16 protein-coding genes are annotated in these 19,894 nt (G+C 70.2%); 9 read left to right on the top strand and 7 right to left on the bottom strand.

Translation table 11 applies throughout. From position 1 onward, the window contains the following. The first annotated feature begins 15 nt into the window (after positions 1 to 15). From QT196_RS27685 to QT196_RS27665, 5 genes are all read left to right on the top strand, one after another. Positions 16 to 861 carry a sugar ABC transporter permease gene (locus tag QT196_RS27685; RefSeq protein ID WP_168484030.1) on the top strand — a complete coding sequence of 282 codons (846 nt, stop codon included), beginning with the start codon at positions 16 to 18 and terminating at the stop codon, positions 859 to 861. Positions 862 to 863: 2 nt separating this feature from the next. Further along, the gene (locus QT196_RS27680; protein ID WP_290355897.1) at positions 864 to 1,694 is read left to right on the top strand and encodes a carbohydrate ABC transporter permease; all 831 of its coding nucleotides are present in this window, start codon (positions 864 to 866) and stop codon (positions 1,692 to 1,694) included. A gap of 121 nt (positions 1,695 to 1,815) precedes the next feature. Continuing rightward, positions 1,816 to 2,526: a helix-turn-helix domain-containing protein gene (locus QT196_RS27675; protein WP_290355896.1), complete on the top strand. Its 711-nt coding sequence runs from the start codon at positions 1,816 to 1,818 to the stop codon at positions 2,524 to 2,526. Positions 2,527 to 2,717: 191 nt separating this feature from the next. After that, positions 2,718 to 3,512 (top strand): ABC transporter ATP-binding protein, encoded by a 795-nt coding sequence (locus tag QT196_RS27670; RefSeq protein ID WP_168481431.1) that lies wholly within the window; start codon positions 2,718 to 2,720, stop codon positions 3,510 to 3,512. 81 nt (positions 3,513 to 3,593) lie between these two features. Beyond that, positions 3,594 to 6,146 carry an ABC transporter permease gene (locus tag QT196_RS27665; protein ID WP_266733396.1) on the top strand — a complete coding sequence of 851 codons (2,553 nt, stop codon included), beginning with the start codon at positions 3,594 to 3,596 and terminating at the stop codon, positions 6,144 to 6,146. 79 nt (positions 6,147 to 6,225) lie between these two features. On the opposite strand, the gene QT196_RS27660 is transcribed toward QT196_RS27665, so the two are convergent. After that, on the bottom strand, positions 6,226 to 7,251 hold the full coding sequence (locus QT196_RS27660; protein WP_290355895.1) for an ATP-dependent 6-phosphofructokinase: 1,026 nt from the start codon (positions 7,249 to 7,251) through the stop codon (positions 6,226 to 6,228). A gap of 231 nt (positions 7,252 to 7,482) precedes the next feature. Here QT196_RS27660 and pta point away from each other — a divergent pair, with 231 nt between their 5' ends. The 3 genes from pta (at position 7,483) to pyk (ending at position 12,347) form a co-directional block, all read left to right on the top strand. Further along, a complete protein-coding gene (pta, locus tag QT196_RS27655) occupies positions 7,483 to 9,579 on the top strand; it encodes a phosphate acetyltransferase (protein WP_168481428.1) in 2,097 nt (698 codons plus the stop codon). 43 nt (positions 9,580 to 9,622) lie between these two features. Next, positions 9,623 to 10,858: an acetate kinase gene (locus QT196_RS27650; RefSeq protein ID WP_168481427.1), complete on the top strand. Its 1,236-nt coding sequence runs from the start codon at positions 9,623 to 9,625 to the stop codon at positions 10,856 to 10,858. A 61-nt stretch (positions 10,859 to 10,919) separates the two neighbouring features. Continuing rightward, positions 10,920 to 12,347 carry a pyruvate kinase gene (pyk, locus tag QT196_RS27645; protein ID WP_168481426.1) on the top strand — a complete coding sequence of 476 codons (1,428 nt, stop codon included), beginning with the start codon at positions 10,920 to 10,922 and terminating at the stop codon, positions 12,345 to 12,347. Positions 12,348 to 12,444: 97 nt separating this feature from the next. Here the strand turns inward: pyk and QT196_RS27640 are convergent, their stop codons facing one another. The 4 genes from QT196_RS27640 to QT196_RS27625 all read right to left on the bottom strand — a co-directional run bounded on the left by QT196_RS27640 (position 12,445) and on the right by QT196_RS27625 (position 16,606). Next, entirely contained in the window at positions 12,445 to 13,719 is a 1,275-nt protein-coding gene (locus tag QT196_RS27640; protein ID WP_290355894.1) for a hypothetical protein, read from the bottom strand. Continuing rightward, positions 13,709 to 14,275 carry a DUF6114 domain-containing protein gene (locus QT196_RS27635; protein ID WP_168481424.1) on the bottom strand — a complete coding sequence of 189 codons (567 nt, stop codon included), beginning with the start codon at positions 14,273 to 14,275 and terminating at the stop codon, positions 13,709 to 13,711. The genes QT196_RS27640 and QT196_RS27635 overlap by 11 nt, the downstream gene beginning before the upstream one ends. Before the next feature lie 129 nt (positions 14,276 to 14,404). Next, the gene (locus QT196_RS27630) at positions 14,405 to 15,022 is read right to left on the bottom strand and encodes a DUF6230 family protein (protein ID WP_085922969.1); all 618 of its coding nucleotides are present in this window, start codon (positions 15,020 to 15,022) and stop codon (positions 14,405 to 14,407) included. A gap of 612 nt (positions 15,023 to 15,634) precedes the next feature. Next, complete coding sequence (locus QT196_RS27625; RefSeq protein WP_290355893.1) at positions 15,635 to 16,606, bottom strand: tetratricopeptide repeat protein; 972 nt, start codon at positions 16,604 to 16,606, stop codon at positions 15,635 to 15,637. 408 nt (positions 16,607 to 17,014) lie between these two features. Here QT196_RS27625 and QT196_RS27620 point away from each other — a divergent pair, with 408 nt between their 5' ends. Continuing rightward, complete coding sequence (locus tag QT196_RS27620; RefSeq protein ID WP_168481422.1) at positions 17,015 to 17,659, top strand: TetR/AcrR family transcriptional regulator; 645 nt, start codon at positions 17,015 to 17,017, stop codon at positions 17,657 to 17,659. 51 nt (positions 17,660 to 17,710) lie between these two features. Here QT196_RS27620 and QT196_RS27615 read toward each other — a convergent pair whose 3' ends face one another. Next, positions 17,711 to 18,715 carry a GDP-mannose 4,6-dehydratase gene (locus tag QT196_RS27615; RefSeq protein ID WP_266733407.1) on the bottom strand — a complete coding sequence of 335 codons (1,005 nt, stop codon included), beginning with the start codon at positions 18,713 to 18,715 and terminating at the stop codon, positions 17,711 to 17,713. Beyond that, complete coding sequence (locus tag QT196_RS27610) at positions 18,712 to 19,872, bottom strand: UDP-N-acetylglucosamine--N-acetylmuramyl-(pentapeptide) pyrophosphoryl-undecaprenol N-acetylglucosamine transferase (protein WP_168481420.1); 1,161 nt, start codon at positions 19,870 to 19,872, stop codon at positions 18,712 to 18,714. The genes QT196_RS27615 and QT196_RS27610 overlap by 4 nt, the downstream gene beginning before the upstream one ends. Positions 19,873 to 19,894: the final 22 nt, after the last annotated feature.

The following is a 19,894-nucleotide window of genomic DNA, read 5'->3' as shown; positions in this document are numbered from 1 at the left end:
GGCCCGCGGGCCCGGCTGCTGCGCTGGTCCCCGCTCGTCCCGGCCACCGTCCTGCTGCTGCTCTTCCTCGTCGGCCCGATCGGCTACTGCGTCCTCATCGCCTTCACCGACACCCAGCTGACCGGCCAGGAGTCGGCGTCCTTCGTCGGGCTGGCCAACTTCCGCCAGGCCTTCGGCGATCCGGCCTTCCGCAACGCCGTGGTGCTCACCCTGGTGTTCACCGTGCTCTCCTCGCTCGTCGGGCAGAACACCCTGGGGCTGGCACTGGCCGGGCTGATGCGCCGCGCGTCACGGCCGGTACGGGCGCTGACCGGCGCGATGGTGATCACCGCCTGGGTGCTCCCGGAGATCGTGGCGGGCTTCTTGCTCTACACCTTCTTCGAGCGCCGCGGCACCCTCAACGCCCTGCTCGACCAGCTCCATCTGCCGGCCCAGAATTGGCTGTTCACGCTGCCCCTCGTGGCCGTGTCGTTCGCCAACGTCTGGCGCGGTACGGCCTTCTCGATGCTCATCTACTCCGCGGCGCTGGCCGGGATCCCCCAGGAGGTCACCGAGTCCGCCGAGGTCGACGGGGCGGGCGGGCTGCGGCGGCTGTGGCACATCACGCTCCCGATGATCCGCCGCTCCATCGGCACCAATCTGATGCTCAACACCCTTCAGACGCTCTCCGTCTTCGGGCTGATCTGGGTGATGACCCGGGGCGGTCCGGGCAACCGCAGCCAGACGCTGCCGGTGTTCATGTACGACCAGGCGTTCCTGAAGTCCCTGATCGGCTACGGCACCGCGGTGGCCCTGCTGTTGCTGCTGGTGGGGGCGCTGTTCTCGGTCGTCTATCTGCGTCTGCTGCGCGAGGAGGTCTGACCGTGCCGCTCCCCCGCCGCCGCCGGCACCGGCTGGCCGCCGATGCCGGGCTGCTGGTCGTCGCGGTGGCGTTCGCGGTGCCGCTGGTCTGGCTGGTGCTGGCGTCGCTGGACACCGAGGCGACGCTGCGGGTGCGGCTGCCCGGGTCCCCGACGCTGCACAACTTCTCGGCGGTGCTGACCGACGAGATCACCTTCACCCCGATGCTCAACAGCCTGCTGATCTGCGGCGGCGCGACCCTGCTGACGGTGGTCTGCGCGGCACTGGCCGCCTATCCGCTGTCCCGCTTCCGCTCGCGGCTGACCCGCCCGTACCTGCTCACCGTCCTGTTCTCCACCTGTCTGCCGGTCACCGCGGTGATGGTCCCGGTCTACGGGCTGTTCGTGCAGGTCGATCTGATCGACACCCGGTACGGCACCGCGCTGTTCCTGGCCGCCGCCCAACTCCCGTTCGCCATCTGGCTGATGAAGAATTTCATGGACGGGGTGCCCAAGGTCCTGGAGGAGGCGGCGTGGACGGACGGCGCCTCCTGGCCGCAGACCCTGCTGCGGGTGATCCTGCCGCTGATGGGCCCCGGCGTCGCCGTCGTCGCGATCTACACCTTCATCATGATGTGGGGGAATTTCTTCGTCCCCTTCATGCTGCTGCTCTCCCCCGAGCAACTGCCCGCCTCGGTCAGCATTTTCACGTTCTTCGGCAATTACGGCGCCATTGCCTTCGGCGAACTGGCGGCCTTCTCGATCCTGTACTCGACACCGGTCGTCGTGCTGTACATCGTTATCTCCGGACGGCTCGGCGGCGGCTTCGCGCTCGGCGGTGCCGTGAAGGGCTGAGGGGCCTGCCCACCGGAAAGCGCCGAGGCCGGAAGGGGAAACCGGCCGGTTAGGAGCTTCCTACGACTTTCCGGCTTGGGTTTCCGCACGATAGGTGCGGCCGGACTCCGTCACTTACCGTGTGCCGGTGAATACGCCCGCCGGGGAGCCCCGCCGTCCCCCTTTCAACGCCGCGGCCGCCCGCCGCCTCCGTGAGGCCCTCGGCATGACCCCCACCCATGTCGCCTATGGCATCGCGGCCGCCTTCGGCATACGGATCACGCCCGGAACGGTGGCGTCCTGGGAACGGGCGGAGAGCTCCCCCACGGAGGCCGAACTGACCGCGCTGGCCGGTGCCCTGTGGTGCGCACCGGGCGAACTGCTCGGCGCACCGGGCACCCTGCGCGAATACCGGCTGGCGCTCGGCCTCGCCCCGGTGGACCTCGCGCTGCGGATCGGCATGGAGGCGGGCGCGTACGAGCGGCTGGAGGCCGGCGGGGCCTGGCGCGGCAACGACCGGCAGGCCGCGGCGCTCGCCGAGGTGCTGCGGCTGCCGCTGCCCGCACTGCTCCGCTTCACCGGCCGGGACGGGAAGCTGGCCGAGCTGCTGACCAGCGCGGCCACCACCCGCTGGCAGGCCTATGTCCGGCCGGTCGGCAAGCTCGTACCGCTGCCGAAACAGCGGCTCCAGGACGTACTACAGGCCCTGCACGCCGAATATCAGACGACCATGGCCGCTACGCTGCACTGGGGCGACGGGGGCAGCGCCGAGGAATCCGGCCGGGCGGGGCGCGCCTTTCTCGCTGACATCGTGGCGGAATTCTGGGCCCGGACGGGCGGCCGGGAATCCTGAGCGCGGCCGGGCAACCCTGACCTTTCCCGTCGGCCGCTGGGCGGACGGGCGTCCGTCCAGAGAATGACACCGGGGCCGGTGATGGCACTTCCGGCCGGTCCGGCTTTCGGTCCCTCCGGGTGAAGACCGCGCCGACCGGCGCTCGAAGAATAGGAACGTCGAATTCTTCCGTTTCTTCTCCAGGAGTCCCCGTGTCCCACGCGGCTGCCTTCCCGGGCTTCCCCGGTTCCGCCACCCCCACCCGCGCCGCCGTCGCCGCCCGCGCCACGGATCTGAGCAAGGTCTACGGCCAGGGGGAGACCCGGGTGGTCGCGCTGGACTCCGTCTCGGTCGAGTTCGGCAAGGGCCGGTTCACCGCCATCATGGGCCCCTCCGGCTCCGGCAAGTCGACGCTGATGCACTGCATGGCCGGGCTGGACGCGATCTCGTCGGGCTCGGCCCGGATCGGCGATGTGGAGCTGGCGTCGCTGAACGACAAGCAGCTGACGCGGCTGCGCCGGGACAAGATCGGCTTCATCTTCCAGGCGTTCAACCTGCTGCCGACGCTGACCGCGCTGGAGAACATCACGCTGCCCATGGACATCGCGGGCCGTAAGCCGGACCGGGAGTGGGTCAGCCGGGTGGTCGAAACCGTCGGCCTGTCCGGGCGCCTGGCGCACCGGCCGGCCCAGCTCTCCGGCGGCCAGCAGCAGCGGGTGGCGGTCGCCCGGGCGCTGGCCGCCCAGCCGGAGATCATCTTCGCGGACGAGCCGACCGGCAACCTCGACTCCCGCTCCGGCGCCGAAGTGCTGGGCTTCCTGCGGGAGTCGGTGCAGGCCATGAACCAGACGGTGGTGATGGTCACCCATGACCCGGTCGCCGCCGGCTATGCGGACCGGGTGGTCTTCCTCGCGGACGGCCGGATCGTCGAGGAGCTCCACCAGCCCACGGCGGACACCGTCCTGGACCGGATGCGGCTCTTCGACTCCAAGGGCCGTACGAGCTGACGCCGGCGCACCGCCCACCCGCGCTCCTTGGGCGCGCTGCCCCTCATCCCGAGTCACCGGACCAGGACTGACACCACCACCATGCTGCGTACTGCCCTGCGCAATGTCCTTGCGCACAAAGCCCGATTGATGATGACCGCGCTCGCGGTCCTGCTCGGCGTCGCCTTCGTCGCCGGCACCCTCATCTTCAGCGACACCGTCGGCGAGGCCATCAGGAAGGCCTCCGCCAAGAACCTCTCGGGAGTGGCCGTCTCCGTCCAGGCCCTCGCCGCCGAAGACACCCCCGTCACCGACAAGAACGGCAAGCGCTCCACCGCCCTCGACGACAAGCTGGCGGACACCGTCCGCGCGCTGCCCGGCGTTTCGTCCGTACGGCGCAACGTCACCGGCGAGGCGACCCTGGCCGGCCCGGACGGCATACCGATCGGCAACGGCTGGCAGAACATCGCCGCCAACTTCCAGCCGGACAAGGACGGTTACGACGCCCGCTACCCGCTGATGACGGGCCGCGGACCGACCTCCGCCGGCGAGATCGCGCTGGACGAGGCGACCGCGAAGGCGGCCGGCCACAAGGTGGGCGACACCGTGCGGTTCGCCACCGACGGCCCGGTGCTGACGAAGAAGCTGGTCGGCATCGTCACCACCGACGACCCGCAGGTGACCGCGGGCGGCAGCCTCGCGCTCTTCGACACCGCCACCGCGCAGAAGCTCTATCTGCACCCAGGTCAGTTCGACGAGCTGGTGGTGGGTGCCGCGCCCGGCACCGATCAGCAGGCGCTGACCGCCAAGATCCGCAAGGTGCTGCCCGAGAAGCGCGCCGAGGCGACCAGCGGCGCCGAACTCGCCGCCGAGCAGTCCCAGAGGGTCACCGAGCAGAACAAGTCGCTGAGCCAGACCCTGCTGGTCTTCGCCGGGATCGCGCTGTTCGTCGGCATCTTCATCATCGCCAACACCTTCACCATGCTGATCTCCCAGCGCAGCCGCGAGATCGCGCTGCTGCGCGCGGTCGGGGCCTCGCGCCGGCAGGTCGTCCGCTCGGTGCTGGCCGAGGCGGGGCTGCTGGGCCTGATCTCCTCGGTCGTCGGCTTCGGGCTGGGCCTGGGGATCGCGGTCGGTCTGCGGGCGGTGCTCGACGCCAATGGCGCGGGCTTCCCGGACGGACCGGTCATCATCAGCCCGGCGGCGGTGCTCTCCTCGCTCGCGGTGGGTGTCGTGGTGACCGTGCTGGCCGCCTGGCTGCCGTCCCGCAAGGCGGCGAAGATCGCCCCGGTGGAGGCGCTCAGCACCGTCGAGGCGCCGCCGGCGCTGCGCAGCCTGGTGATCCGCAATGTGCTCGGCTCGGTCGTCACCGCCGTCGGTATCGCGGTCATGTTCTACGTCTCCACGCTGAAGTCCACCGATGACATCCCGATCGCGATGGCGGGCTCCATGCTGACGCTGACCGGCGTCATCATCCTCGCGCCGCTGCTGTCGCGGCCGCTGGTCTCGCTGGCGGGCGTGGTGACCACCCGGCTCTTCGGCATCGGCGGCAAACTGGCCAAGCAGAACGCGCTGCGCAACCCGCGCCGTACGGCGGCGACCGCTTCGGCGCTGATGATCGGTCTCACCCTGATGACCGGCATGACGGTCGTCGGGAACTCCGCACAGCAGGCCATGGACAAGATGACGGCCAACGGGCTGACGGCCGACTACAAGGTGGGCACCTCGACCTACACCGGTCTGGACACCAAGCTGTCGCAGAAGGTGGCGGACATCCCGGGCGTCGCGGCGATCGCTCCGCTGCGCGGCACGGGCGTCGAGGCCGGTAACCACTTCCTGAGCCTGAACGGCACCGACCTCGCCACGATCGGCAAGGTCGCCCAACTGGACTTCGAGAGCGGCTCCTTGGCGCAGGCCGGAAGCGACGCCATCGCGATCTCCCGGACAGCGGCCAAGGAGAACGGCTGGCACACCGGCCAGACCCTGGAGGCGAAGTTCGACGACAAGAAGACGGGGACGCTGAAGATCGCCGGAATCTACGCGGACAACCCGGTGGTCGGCAGCGCGATCGGCGCCACCTCCCTGGTGGACCCGCACCTGCTCCGGATGAAGAACGAAGAGCTGCTGGTGAAGACCCAGGACGCCCCGTCGCAGGACCTGGAGAAGCAGATCCGGCACGCCCTCGGCGACAGCCCGCTGCTCAAGGTCCAGGACCACGCCGACCTGCGCAAGGAGAACGCCGGACAGATCGAGACCGTGCTCTACATCGTCTACGGACTGCTGGGCATGGCCGTGATCATCGCGGTGGTGGGCGTCGTCAACACCCTTGCCATGTCGGTCTTCGAGCGGACCCGCGAGATCGGGATGCTGCGGGCGATCGGACTGGCCCGCAGCGGTATCAAGCAGATGGTCCGGCTGGAGTCGGTGGTCATCTCGCTGTTCGGCGCGGTCCTGGGGATCGGCGTGGGGATCTTCCTCTCCTGGGCCGGCGGAACCATGGTCAGCCAGGGGCTCCCGACGTACGAACTGCTGCTGCCCTGGGGCCGGCTGGGCCTGTTCCTGCTGATCGCGCTGGTCGTGGGGGTGCTGGCCGCACTGTGGCCGGCCCGCCGGGCGGCCCGGCTGAACATGCTGGAGGCCATCGGCGCGCAGTGACCGCGCAGACGAACGGCGGCGCGCCTTCCCTCGGCCGAGGGAAGGCGCGCCGCCGTCGTGGGTGCGCGAACCGCGGGACTCAGAAGACCGACTCGGCCTCGTCCATCCGCCACGCGGGCACCGTCTTGAGCTCGGTGACCGCCTCGGCCAGCGGCACCATCGTGATGTCGGTGCCGCGCAGTGCGGTCATCTTGCCGAAGTCGCCGCGGTGGGCGGCCTCGACGGCGTGCCAGCCGAAGCGGGTGGCGAGCACCCGGTCGTACGCGGTGGGGGTACCGCCGCGCTGCACATGGCCGAGAATGACCGGGCGGGCTTCCTTGCCGAGGCGCTTCTCCAGCTCGACGGCGAGGTGGTTGCCGATACCGGAGAACCGCTCGTGACCGAACTGGTCGATCGCGCCCTTCTTGTAGTCCATGGTCTCCTCGGCGGGGTGGGCCCCCTCCGCGACACAGACGACCGCGAACTTCTTGCCCCGGGCGAACCGCTCCTCGACCATCGTGACCAGGTCGTCGACGTCGAAGGGGCGCTCGGGCAGACAGATGCCGTGGGCGCCGCCGGCCATGCCGGACTCCAGCGCGATCCAGCCCGCATGCCGTCCCATCACCTCGACGACCATGACCCGCTGGTGCGATTCCGCGGTGGTCTTGAGGCGGTCGATGGCCTCCGTCGCGACGCCGACGGCGGTGTCGAAGCCGAAGGTGCGGTCGGTGGAGGAGATGTCGTTGTCGATGGTCTTGGGGACGCCGACGACCGGCATCCCGGCGTCCGCCAGCATCCGCGCGGCGGTGAGGGTGCCCTCGCCGCCGATCGGGATCAGGACATCGATGCCGTAGTCCTTGGACATGTCCTTGGACTTCTCACAGGCCTCACGGAGCCGGTTGCGCTCCAGCCGGGACGAGCCGAGGATGGTGCCACCGCGGGCGAGGATGCCGCTGACCGCGTCGAGGTCGAGCTTGCGGAAACGCCCTTCGAGCAGGCCCTTGAAGCCGTCCTCGAAACCTATGACCTCGTCGTCGTGCCCGGTGAGGGCACGGTGGACAACAGACCGGATCACAGCATTGAGGCCGGGACAGTCGCCGCCTGCGGTGAGGACTCCGATACGCATCGTGCTGTGTCTCCTGTGCTCGCTGTTGGTTCGTGTGAGCCGGTCCGATTGTTTCACGGGCGGCCCGGCCCGCCCCGCACACAGACCTCACCCCTACTGTCCCCGCACCGGCCCCGCAAGGGAAACTGGGAGAGCGACTTATCCACAGCCGCAGGTATTGTCAAGAGGGGCAAGCCCGCAATAACAGCTGATTTTGACCTTGCGAGCAACGGAATGGATCGGAGAGCACGCGTGACGCGCAGCGTGTACGTGACCGGTATCGACCGCGGCGACGGCCGCCAGGTCATCGAGCTGGGAGTCATGGAACTCCTGACCCGCCATGTCGACCGGGTGGGGGTGTTCCGCCCGCTGATGCACAGCGACGGGCCCGACCGGCTCTTCGACCTGCTGCGGTCCCGCTACCGGCTCATGCAGTCCCCCGACACCGTGTACGGCCTCAGCTACGACGAGGCCGCCACCCTCCAGGCCGAGCGCGGCACCGACGAGCTGGTTTCCCGGCTCGTCGAGCGCTTTCACGCCGTGGCCAGGGACTATGAGTACGTCCTGGTCCTCGGCTCGGACTTCGCGGACACCAGCCTGCCGGCCGAGCTGGCCCTCAACGCCCGGCTCGCCAATGAATTCGGCGCCGCGGTGCTGGCCGTCGTCGGCGGCCAGGGCCAGGAGGCCGAGTCCGTCCGCGCCGAGGCCCGCAACGCCTATCAGGCCTACCACTCGCTGGGCTGCGACGTCGTCGCCATGGTCGTCAACCGGGTGGACCCCGCACACCGCGAGGCGATCGTCGACCGGCTCTCCGCCCGGCTCCCGGTGCCCTGCTACGCGCTCCCGGAGGACGGCTCGCTCTCCGCGCCGACCGTCGGGCAGATCGTGCACACCCTGGGCGCCGAGGTGCTGCTCGGCGACGACTCCGGGCTCGCCCGGGACGCCCGGGACTTCGTCTTCGGCGGCGCCATGCTGCCGACCTTCCTCCAGGCGCTCACCCCCGGCTGTCTCGTGGTGACCCCCGGGGACCGGGCCGACCTGGTCATCGGCTCGCTCGCCGCGCACAGCGCCGGTGCCCCGCCGATCGCGGGGGTGCTGCTCACCCTCGACGAGCGGCCCGGCCCAGACATCATGGCGCTGGCCGGCCGGCTCGCGCCGGGCACCCCGGTGGTCTCCGTACCGGGCGGCTCCTTCCCGACCGCGGGCGAGCTGTTCGCGATCGAGGGCAAGCTCAACGCCGCCTCCCCGCGCAAGGCGGAGACCGCGCTCGGCCTCTTCGAGCGGCATGTGGACACCGTGGAGCTGACGAACCGGATCTCCGTCGCCCGCTCCGGCCGGGTCACCCCGATGATGTTCGAGCACGAGCTGATCGAGCGCTCCCGCGCCGGCCGCCGCCGGGTCGTCCTCCCCGAGGGCGGTGAGGAGCGGGTGCTGCGCGCCGCCGATGTGCTGCTGCGCCGCGATGTCTGCGATCTGACGCTGCTGGGCGAGGAGGAGGCGATCCGCAAGCGCGCCGCCGACCTGGCCATCGATCTGGCCGGCGCCCAGATCATCGACCCGCAGACCTCCGAGCTGCGCGAGCGGTTCGCCGAGCGGTACTCCCAGCTGCGCGCCCACAAGGGCGTCAGCGTCGAGCTGGCCTTCGACGTGGTCGCGGATGTCTCCTACTTCGGCACGCTGATGGTCCAGGAAGGGCTGGCCGACGGCATGGTCTCCGGCGCGGTGCACTCCACCGCGGCCACCATCCGCCCCGCCTTCGAGATCATCAAGACCCGGCCGAACGCCCAGATCGTCTCGTCGGTCTTCTTCATGTGCCTGGCCGACCGGGTGCTCGTCTACGGCGACTGCGCGGTCAACCCGGATCCGAACGCCGAGCAGCTGGCGGACATCGCCATCCAGTCGGCGACCACCGCCGCCCAGTTCGGTGTCGAGCCGCGGATCGCGATGCTGTCGTACTCCACCGGCACCTCCGGCTCCGGCGCGGACGTCGACAAGGTCCGCAAGGCCACCGAGATCGTCCGCGAGCTGCGGCCGGATCTGCTGGTCGAGGGCCCGATCCAGTACGACGCGGCGGTGGACGCGGCGGTCGCGCAGACCAAGCTCCCGGAGTCCGATGTCGCGGGCAAGGCCACCGTGCTGATCTTCCCGGACCTGAACACCGGCAACAACACCTACAAGGCCGTGCAGCGCTCGGCCGGTGCGGTCGCCGTCGGCCCGGTCCTCCAGGGGCTGCGCAAGCCGGTCAACGACCTCTCGCGCGGCGCCCTGGTGCAGGACATCGTCAACACCGTGGCCATCACCGCCATCCAGGCCCAGGGCGCCCAGCCCGGCGCCGCCCTCACCGGCTGACCCCGGCCCCGTCCGTCTCCCACCCCACCCCGGAAAGCGCTACATGACTGCCACCGCCACCCGCGTCCTCGTCCTCAACTCCGGCTCCTCGTCGGTGAAGTACCAGCTGCTCGACATGAACCCGGACTCCGGCGGCGGCCCCGCCGCCGGCACCCGTCTCGCCGTCGGACTGGTCGAGCGGATCGGGGAGGACACCTCCCGCCTGGCCCACACCCCGCTGGCGACCGGGGGCGACAAGCGGGAGACCGAGGGCCCGATAGCCGACCACGAGGCCGCGCTGAAGGCCGTCGCCGCGGAGCTGTCCGCCGACGGTCTCGGCCTCGACTCCCCACAGCTGGCCGCGATCGGGCACCGGGTGGTGCACGGCGGGCTGAAGTTCACCGCCCCGACCGTGATCGACGACGCGGTGCTCGCCGAGATCGAGCGGCTGGTGCCGGTCGCCCCGCTGCACAACCCGGCGAACATCACCGGCATCCGGACCGCGCAGGCGCTGCGCCCGGACCTGCCGCAGGTGGCGGTCTTCGACACCGCGTTCCACACCACGATGCCGGAGTACGCGGCCCGCTACGCCATCGACGTGGCGACCGCCGACGCCCACCGCATCCGCCGCTACGGCTTCCACGGCACCTCGCACGCCTATGTCTCCCGCAAGACCGCCGAGCTGCTGGGCAAGGACCCCTCCGAGGTCAATGTCATCGTGCTGCACCTGGGCAACGGCGCCTCCGCCTCTGCGGTGGCCGGCGGCCGCTGTGTGGACACCTCGATGGGCCTGACGCCGCTGGAGGGCCTGGTCATGGGCACCCGCTCCGGTGACATCGACCCCGCGGTGACCTTCCACCTCAAGCGGGTCGCGGGTATGTCGGAGGACGACGTCGATGTGCTGCTCAACAAGAAGAGCGGGCTGGTCGGGCTGTGCGGTGACAACGACATGCGGGAGATCCGGCGGCGGATCGACGAGGGCGACGAGCGCGCCGAGCTGGCCTTCGACATCTACATCCACCGGCTGAAGAAGTACATCGGCGCCTACACCGCGGTGCTCGGCCGGGTCGACGCGGTGGCGTTCACCGCAGGCGTCGGGGAGAACGCCGCCCCGGTGCGCGCGGCCGCGCTCGCCGGCCTGGAGGAGATGGGCCTGGCCGTGGACGCCGATCTCAACGCCGTACGGTCCGGCGAGCCCCGGCTGATCTCCCCCGAGTACGCCCGGGTCGCGGCCGCCGTCGTCCCGACCGATGAGGAACTGGAGATCGCCCAGCAGACATACGCCCTGGTCAGCGCCTAGGACTCGGTGTTTCCACCTACCGATATATTCCGCCGCTAAACAAACCGATAGGATCCTGCCCATGCGCCGTTCCAAAATCGTCTGCACCCTGGGCCCCGCCGTCGACTCCTACGACCAGCTGAAGACGCTGATCGAGGCCGGCATGAATGTGGCCCGTTTCAATATGAGCCATGGGACCCAGCCGGAGCACGAGGAGCGGTACCACCGCCTTCGCAAGGCCTCCGAGGAGACCGGCCGCGCCGTGGGCGTGCTCGCCGACCTCCAGGGTCCCAAGATCCGCCTGGAGACCTTCGCCGACGGCCCCGTGGAGCTGGTGCGGGGCGACGAGTTCGTCATCACCACCGAGGACGTCCCCGGTGACAGGACCATCTGCGGGACGACGTACAAGGGCCTGCCCGGCGACGTCTCCAAGGGCGACCCGGTCCTGATCAACGACGGCAATGTCGCGCTCCAGGTCGTCGAGGTCGACGGCCCGCGGGTGCGGACCATCGTCATCGAGGGCGGGGTCATCTCCGACCACAAGGGCATCAACCTGCCCGGCGCCGCGGTGAACGTCCCCGCGCTGTCCGGGAAGGACATCGAGGACCTCAGGTTCGCTCTGCGGATGGGCTGCGACATGGTCGCGCTGTCGTTCGTGCGGGACGCCAAGGACGTCCAGGACGTGCACCGTGTCATGGACGAGGTGGGCCGCCGGGTCCCGGTCATCGCCAAGGTCGAGAAGCCGCAGGCGGTCGCCAACATGCAGGAGATCGTGATGGCCTTCGACGCCGTCATGGTCGCCCGTGGTGACCTGGCGGTGGAGTACCCGCTGGAGAAGGTCCCGATGGTGCAGAAGCGCCTGGTGGAGCTGTGCCGCAGGAACGCCAAGCCGGTGATCGTCGCGACCCAGATGATGGAGTCGATGATCACCAACTCCCGCCCGACCCGCGCCGAGGCGTCCGATGTCGCCAACGCCATCCTCGACGGCGCCGACGCGGTCATGCTCTCCGCCGAGTCGTCCGTCGGCGCCTACCCGATCGAGACCGTCAAGACGATGTCGAAGATCGTCGAGGCGGCCGAGGAGGAGCTGCTCTCCAAGGGCCTCCAGCCGCTGGTGCCTGGCAAGAAGCCGCGTACGCAGGGCGGTTCGGTGGCCCGCGCGGCCTGCGAGATGGCGGACTTCCTGGACGGAAAGGCGCTGATCGCCTTCACCAAGTCCGGTGACACCGCCCGCCGGCTCTCCCGCTACCGCGCGGCCCAGCAGATCCTGGCCTTCACCACCGAGGCGTCCACCCGCAACCAGCTCACGCTGAGCTGGGGCGTCGATGCCTTCGTCGTGCCGCACGTGGACAACACCGACGCCATGGTCGACCTGGTGGACGCCGAGCTGCTCAAGCTCAAGCGCTACAGCAAGGGCGACACCATGCTGATCACCGCAGGTTCGCCCCCCGGCGTCCCCGGCACCACCAACATGGTCCGGGTGCACCACCTCGGCGGCGAGCAGGCCTGACGCACCGGCGCACGAAAAGGCGGTGGGCCGCCCCTGTGGGGGTGGCCCACCGCCTTTTCTGCGGCTCCCGAACGGGTCGGGTGGCCCGGGGCGTTCCTCAGCCGGTCATGAACTGGTGCAGACCCGGGACGTGGAGATTGCCGCCGAACTGACCCGCCTGTTCGATCTTCACCTTGGTGAAGTAGGCGAACGGGACATTGAGCGGCGGCGGGTGCTCGGGGTCGAAGACGATCGGGATCAACCCGAAGAGGTTGCCCTGGAGCCGCTCGGTGTACATCGTCACCTTGCCACCGCGGATCGTGGACGTGGACCCCTGGGACGCCTGTACGTGGTACTTCTTGCCGGACGCCCGGTCATCGACGGTCTGATGCAGATCACCGATGTCGAGGCTGTCCGCGGTGAACTTCAGGGCCTGCTTGGTGTGGCCGTTCTGCGTCTGGACATTGACGGCGCCCTCGTAGTTCAGACCGCGCAGGGTGAGCGCGCTGGACTCCAGGTGCCAGGGGTCGTCGGGCAGGGTGACGGGCGTCTGCTCGTCATCGCCCTTCTGCTTGTTCTCGACGACGCAGGGGTACGCCTTCTTGCCGTCGGCGTCCTTGCCGTCGACACCGCCGCCGGGCAGGGCGTTGTCCGCCGCACCCACGGCACCGTGGACGGTGTCGTTGACCGTCTTCGACCCGTTCTTGACGGCGTCACCGGCCTTGTCGGCGCCGTCCTTGAGGCCGTCGACAGTGTCCGTGACCGGCTTGGTGACCTTGTCAGCGGCCGATCCGGCATCCTTCGACGCGGACGGCGAGGGGCTCGGGGAGGCCGTGTCGGACGCGGAGGGGCTCGGCGAAGCCGACGCCTCCTCGTCCTTGTCATCCCCGCCCAGGAGACCGCCGAGCGCATCGCCGATGCCGCCCAGCAGACCGCCGTCGTCCTTCTTCTGCTCCTCGGAGGCCGACGGCGACGGGGTCGCGGAGCCCGAGGGCTGGTCGGTCTTCGCGGAGCCGGACGGTTCGGACGCGGGCGTCTTGTCCGTGTCCTTGCCGGCCGAGGGGGAGGGCGAGGCGGAGGGCTCCGTGGACGGCTTGGTGTCGTCCTTGGTGTCCTTCGCGCCGTCCTTGGACGTGCCGTCCTTCTGCTCCACCTTGTCCGGAGCAGTGACGCACGGGCCGTCCTTGAAGGGGCTCTTGGGCGCCGGCTTGGCTATGGCCATCTGGGGCGTCAGCCCCATGCCCATGAGCACGGCGGACGGCATGGCGGCGATGGCTATCGCCTTACCTGCGGGCACGTGGAGCCGAGTCAGCAGCGGCTTCCTCGGCGCCGCGTGCCTCGGCCCCGTTCTCGCCCCGGTAGCTGCGCTCTCCGGCAGCTCGTCACCCGGCACGGTGCCTCCTGTTTGTTCCGTTGGTCGGGCTCGTTCCTGACAGGTCGTCCAGTCCATTGCCCAACCCGGGACCGCCGGCCGGCGCCGGATGCGTGGCGACCACCGGTCCGGCGACCGTGGTGCGGCCCGGCTCCTGGGAGTCGTCCCCGCCCTGAGTGGCCTTGCCCGGAGCCCAGGAGACACCGAGCGCACCGCCGATCAGCCCCAGAAGGAAGCCGATCAGGAAGGCGCCGAAGTTCGAGACGACCAGGGAGACCAGGGACAGCAGAATCGCCGCCACACCTGCGAAGACCCGCGAGGCGGGCTGAAACCACATGGTCAGACCGAGCACGACCAGCAGTACGCCGATGATCAGCGAGCCGGCGCCGGCGGTGGTCGCCATGCGGACGGTCAGGGAACCGATCGTGAGATTCGCGTAAGGGATGTACATGATCGGGATGCCGGCCAGCAGAGTCAGCATGCCGCCCCAGAACGGGCGGTGTCCGCGCCACTCCCGGAACGAAATCCGCTTCCGGCCGATGGACTCGATCAGCCGTGGTCGCGTTTCGGCGCTCATGTCGTACAGCTCCTCGGGACTGGCAAATCGGTGGTTCTGTGCTGAGTGTCCTACTGAGCGCTACCCACGTACGGGCACGGGGAACGGCGTCTGCCGTACAGCTCGCCCCGCGCCCGCACGCTCAGTGCGTCAGTAGCACTCGCTCTTGCCCTTGGCGACGCTCATCTTGAGGCCGCTGAGCTTGAACGTGCCGGCCGTCGTGGCCCATGCCTGCTGCCTGACGTGGGTCAGCGTGGCCGAGTCGGCCTGCTGGGCGAACGAGCCCGGGTCGGCCTTGTCGCCCTTGTGCATGCCGGGGCCCTTGGTCGTCGAGCCCGCAGCAACACCGATGTCGATGTTGTTGAAGGTCGCGTCCGCGGACAGCTGATCCAGGTCGATGTAGAGGTTCTTCGCCTCAACAGGCGTGTCACCGCCACCGGCCGACAGCTTCATCGACACATCGCCGAAGACCGGGACCGGAACAACCACCGACTGGCACAGGTTCTTGATCTTGGCGTTCGAGAACCCCGAGACCGCCACCGGGACCTGCTTGCCGCCCTTCTGGGCGTCAATGGCTCCGTACTGAACAAATCCGGTGCCGTCCAGCCGGTCGGTAGCGACCTTGAACTGCTGGCCGGACACGCTGAACGACGCCGCGAGCGCACCCTGCGAGAGGGCTACACCGATCGCGGCCGTAGCCGCGACGCTCGGCACCATGACGACGGCGAACCGCTTCCATCTGGTCCCGCCACGAGCCAGGGACTCCATGACTTTCCTCCTTCTCGGACGTACATCTCCGGTACCGGCCGCCCGAGTTGGGACAGCGGTACCTGGGATGGGAGAAGTGCTACGTCCTCGGGAAGAAGAGCGCCTGTCCTCGGAGGCACAACGTGTTCCGAATACCGGCGATCACCCCCGAGCGACAACCACTGGCCACGCTCTCGCGCAACCTCCTGGACAGGCCCTGCCGGGTGGGGCAGAGACCCCCCTGTCCACGGTCGGCGCCACTGCCGCCGACCACTCGGTGGGGACCCAAGTACCCCGCGACACCGACCGGATGCCGGGCTGCGGGAATGGACCGAGCGTGGCCGATCGTGGTCCATTCACGGCCGCCGCACAAGGGGCTCGTTACTTGCGGGTAACGGCACGATAAACACGCCTGCACGGGGCGAGATCAACTGGACACACACTGTCGCTGCTAACAGCAAGAGGACATGAGGCAATTGCGGACACACTGCCGCAAGGGGGTCGCTGAGACTTACTTGAAGTAACAGCGGCCACGTTTACCAAGTTTTGGTAAAACGTGGCCGCTGCTCCGTTTGTTTGGTCAACTCGCGGAGGCCGTACTGGTCAGAAGAGGGCGACTCCGCAGACAGCGGGTCAGAACAGCACCCGCGCCAGTGCCGTACGGGCCGCCGTCACCCGCGGATCGTCCGCGCCGATGACCTCGAAGAGCTCCAGCAGCCGCATCCGCGCGGCCTCCCGGTCGGCGCCCGCGGTCCGCTTCACCGCGTCGATCAGCCGCCCGAAGGCGTCCTCGACATGCCCGCCGACCAGGTCGAGGTCCGCGGCCCGGATCTGCGCCGGCACATCGGCCGGGTTCTCCGCGGCCTCCTTGCGCACCGCCTGGGGGTCCAGGTCCTGCACCCGGTGCAGGAGTTCGGCCTGCGCCAGACCGAGCTTGGCCTCCGGGTTGGCCGGGTCGTCGGAGAGCACGTTCTTGTAAGCCTGGATGGCACCGCCCAGATCGCCGGAGTCCAGCGCCTGGTTCGCGGCCTCCAGCAGGGCGTCATACGGACCGGTCGGCACCGGGGCCTCGGCCTCCGGCTCCTCGCCCGCGACCTGCGGGTCGACCAGCGCGCCCACGATGCCGAACTGCTGCTCGGCGGCCTGCACCAGCTGGTCGAGCACCTCACGGATCTGCGACTCGGGGGCCGCGCCCTGGAACAGCGGGATCGGCTGGCCCGCCACCACCGCGAAGACCGCCGGGATGCCCTGCACCCCGAACTGCTGGAACAGCATCTGGTTGGCATCGACGTCGATCTTGGCCAGCACGAACTTGCCGGCGTACTCCCCCGCGAGGCGTTCCAGCAGCGGACCGAGCTGCTTGCACGGCTCGCACCACTCGGCCCAGAAGTCGATGACGACCGGAACCTCGGTGGAGCGCTGCAGGACGTCCTGCTGGAAGCCCGCCTCGTCGACGTCGAACACCAGGCGGGCACCGCTCGTGGGCGCCCGGCCCGTACGGGCGGCCTCGGCGCGTGCCTGCTCCGCCTTCTGCTTCGCTTCCCCGGCCGCCTTCACCGCTGCGAGGTCGACGACTCCACTCATGGACATATTGCGTGGCTGCATGGGTCCATCCTCCCCCCTGGGCGGCCCGTTCCGAAAAGCGATCCGGAAAGCGGTGCGGTCGGCGATCTGGTCGGTGCTGCGGTCGGTGGTGCGGAAGGCGGCTCCGGCGGTGGGGCCGGGCCGTTTCGCCGGGCACCGCGGCCCGTGCGCACACCCCGCCGGAATGCCGGTGTACGTGCGGGAGCACTGCCCGTCCGGTCCCGAGGAGGACCGTGCTGCGGCCCCGAGGAGGACCGTCGTGCGCGGCCATGGGTCCCCACCCACGGCCAGTGGTTATCGCTCTTACGCTACGACCCGTAGCGTAACTCCTCACCACCCCTGCGCAACCACCGCATCCGGCCCCACGCCGAGTGATCTCCCTCACGGGAGCCGCCGTCCGGCCCCGGACCGGCCGGTATGGTCGCCCGCATGCACGACTCCGCCAGCCCCCGGAAGGGCCGCACGGGCCGCCCCCGCAGCGCCGAGACCGACCAGGCGATCCTCTGCGCGACCCGGGCCGCGCTCGTGGACCTGGGCTGGGGACGGCTCACCATGAGCGATGTGGCGGCCCGCGCCGGGGTGGCCAAGACGACGCTCTACCGCCGCTGGGCCAACAAGAACGAGCTCGTCGTGGACGCCGTGGCGGTCCTCTTCGACGAGCTCGAACTCCCCGACCGGGGCTCGCTGCGCTCCGACATCGAGGGCGTGGTGCTCCAGTTCGGCGCGCTGCTGGCCCGGCCGGAGACCAAGACGGCGCTGATGGCCGTGGTCGCCGAGTCCACCACCGACGAGGCGCTGCGCGAGCGGATCCGCTCGGCGATCGTCGACCGCCAGAAGCGGCTGGTCCTGCTCGGCCGCTCGCGCGCCCAGACCCGTGGCGAGCTGCCCCCGGACACCGCGGGCGAGGAGGGCGAACGGGCGGCCACCCGCAACATGGACCTGATCTTCGATGTGATCGCCGGGGCGATCGTGCACCGCACCCTGGTCAGCGGCGAGCCGGTGGACGCCGCGTGGGGGCGGGACTTCACGACCCTCTTCCTGACCGGCCTGGGCGGGCTGGGCACACAGGACTGAGGCCGGGCGCCCGCCGCGTCACTGCGGCGGACACCCGGCCCCGGCTGCCGGTCAGACCTGGTAGCGGTCCGCCGCGAAGAGGTGCAGGTGCTCCGCCACCCACTCCGACGTCCACTTCAGGCCCTGCTCCAGCGACACCTCCGGCCGCCACGAAGCCCACTCGCGCGCCCGGGAGTTGTCCGACAGCAGCCGCTCGACCTCGCTGCCGGCCGGCCGCAGCCGCTCGGCGTCCACCACCACCTCGGCCTCCCGGCCCGACGCCGCTATCAGCGCCTCGGCGAGCGCGCCGATGGAGATCTCCCGGCCGGTGCCGAGATTGACGACCTCGCCCAGCGCCCGGTCGCAGTCGGCCACCGCCATGAACCCGGCCGCGGTGTCCGTGACATAGGTGAAGTCGCGGGTCGGGGTGAGCGAGCCGAGCTTGATCTGCCGGGCCCCGGCGTGGAGTTGGGCCAGGATCGTGGGGATCACGGCCCGCGCCGACTGCCGCGGCCCGTAGGTGTTGAACGGCCGCACCACGGTCACCGGCAGCTCGAAGGCGTGCCGGTGCGACAGCGCCATCATGTCCGCGCCGATCTTCGAGGCGGAGTACGGCGACTGCGGCTGGAGCGGGTGGTCCTCGCTGATCGGCGCGGTCAGCGCCGTCCCGTAGACCTCGCTGGTGGAGGTGTGCACCAGCCGCCGCACCGCATGGCGCCGGCAGGCCTCCGCCACGTTCTCCGTCCCCACCACATTCGTCTGCACATAGGCGCCCGGCGAGTCATAGCTGTACGGAATCCCGATCAGCGCGGCGAGATGGAAGACCGTGTCGCAGCCCTCGACCGCGTCCATCACCCGGCCCGCGTCCCGGACATCACCGGAGATCATCTCGACCGGACCGCCCGGCACGAGATAGCGCGCCAGATTTCCCTTTTCCGCGTACGGCTTGTAATGGACGAACGCGCGCACCTCGGCGCCGGCCTCCACCAGCAGGTCGACCAGGGTCGAGCCGATGAACCCCTCGGCCCCGGTGACCAGGACCCTGCGGCCCGTCCACTGCTGCGTGTTGCTGCTCATGCTGACTCCTTCATCGTGGGGTGTGCGGTGTACGGGTGACCGGCCAGCGCCAGCACCTTGGCGGCCAGCAGGTCGGCGGCGCGGGCATGGGTGCCGGGGTCGGCGGCCGCGCCCATCGCGGCCAGCCGGCCGGGATCGTCGAGCAGCGGGGTGACCAGTGCGTCCAGCCGCTCGGCGGAGGTCTCCGCGTCGGGCAGCAGGAGCCCCGCCCCGGCGTCGGAGAGCACCCGCGCGTTATGGGTCTGGTGGTCGCCCGGTGCGTACGGATACGGGACGAGGACGGCCGGCATCCCGATCGTGGCCAGCTCCGCCACGGTCGCCGAACCGGCCCGGCACACCACGAGATCGGCGGCCGCATAGGCCAGATCCATCCGGTCGAGGTACGGCACGGCCGCGGCGACCGCCGCCCCGCCGTTGGCCGCCAGTTGCGCCCGGGTCTCCTCCAGGGCCGCGGGCCCGGTCTTGATCAGCAGCCGGAGATCCGTCCGCGTCCGGTAGCGGCCGGCCAGCCCCACCGCCGCCTCGGTGAGCCGGGCCGCGCCCAGGCTGCCGCCGTTGACCAGCAGCAGCCGCGCGCCGTCCGGGATGCCGAACTCCCGGCGGGCGGCGGGCCGCAGCCGCTCGCGGTCCAGGTCGGCCAGCGGGCCGACCAGCGGCATCCCCACCGTCTCGGCCCGCTCGCCGCCGGCCAGATGCTCCCGGCTGCGGTCGAAGGCGAGGGCGAGATGCGGGGTGAGCCGGGCGGCGAACTTGTTGGCCCGGCCGGGCACCGCGTTGGACTCATGGATCACGCTCGGCAGCCCGGCCAGCCGCGCCCCGACGATCACCGGGGCGCTCGGATAGCCGCCCATACCGACCGCGACCTGGGCGTTCTGTTCCTTGAGGATGCTTCGGCACTGGCCGCCCGAGCGCAGCAGCGCGGCCGGCAGCAGATAGCGTCGGGCGCCGAGTGCGGGATCGAAGGGGATCATGTCAACGGTGTGCAGCCGGTATCCGGCCTGCGGGATCAGCCGCGTCTCCAGTCCGCGTTCGGTCCCGACGAAGGAGATCACCGCCTCGGGCACGGCCCGGCGGAGTGCGTCGGCGAGCGCGAGTCCGGGATAGATATGGCCGCCGGTGCCGCCCGCACCGATCACGACAGAGAGTGGTGTGCGCATGGCCGCCACGCTCGCGATGTGC

Origin of the sequence: Streptomyces sp. P9-2B-2 (assembly GCF_030406865.1) — a bacterium.
GTDB lineage: Bacteria > Actinomycetota > Actinomycetes > Streptomycetales > Streptomycetaceae > Streptomyces > Streptomyces platensis.
Note: the sequence above shows the minus strand (reverse complement) of the source record. Positions and strands in the feature narration are given on the sequence as shown.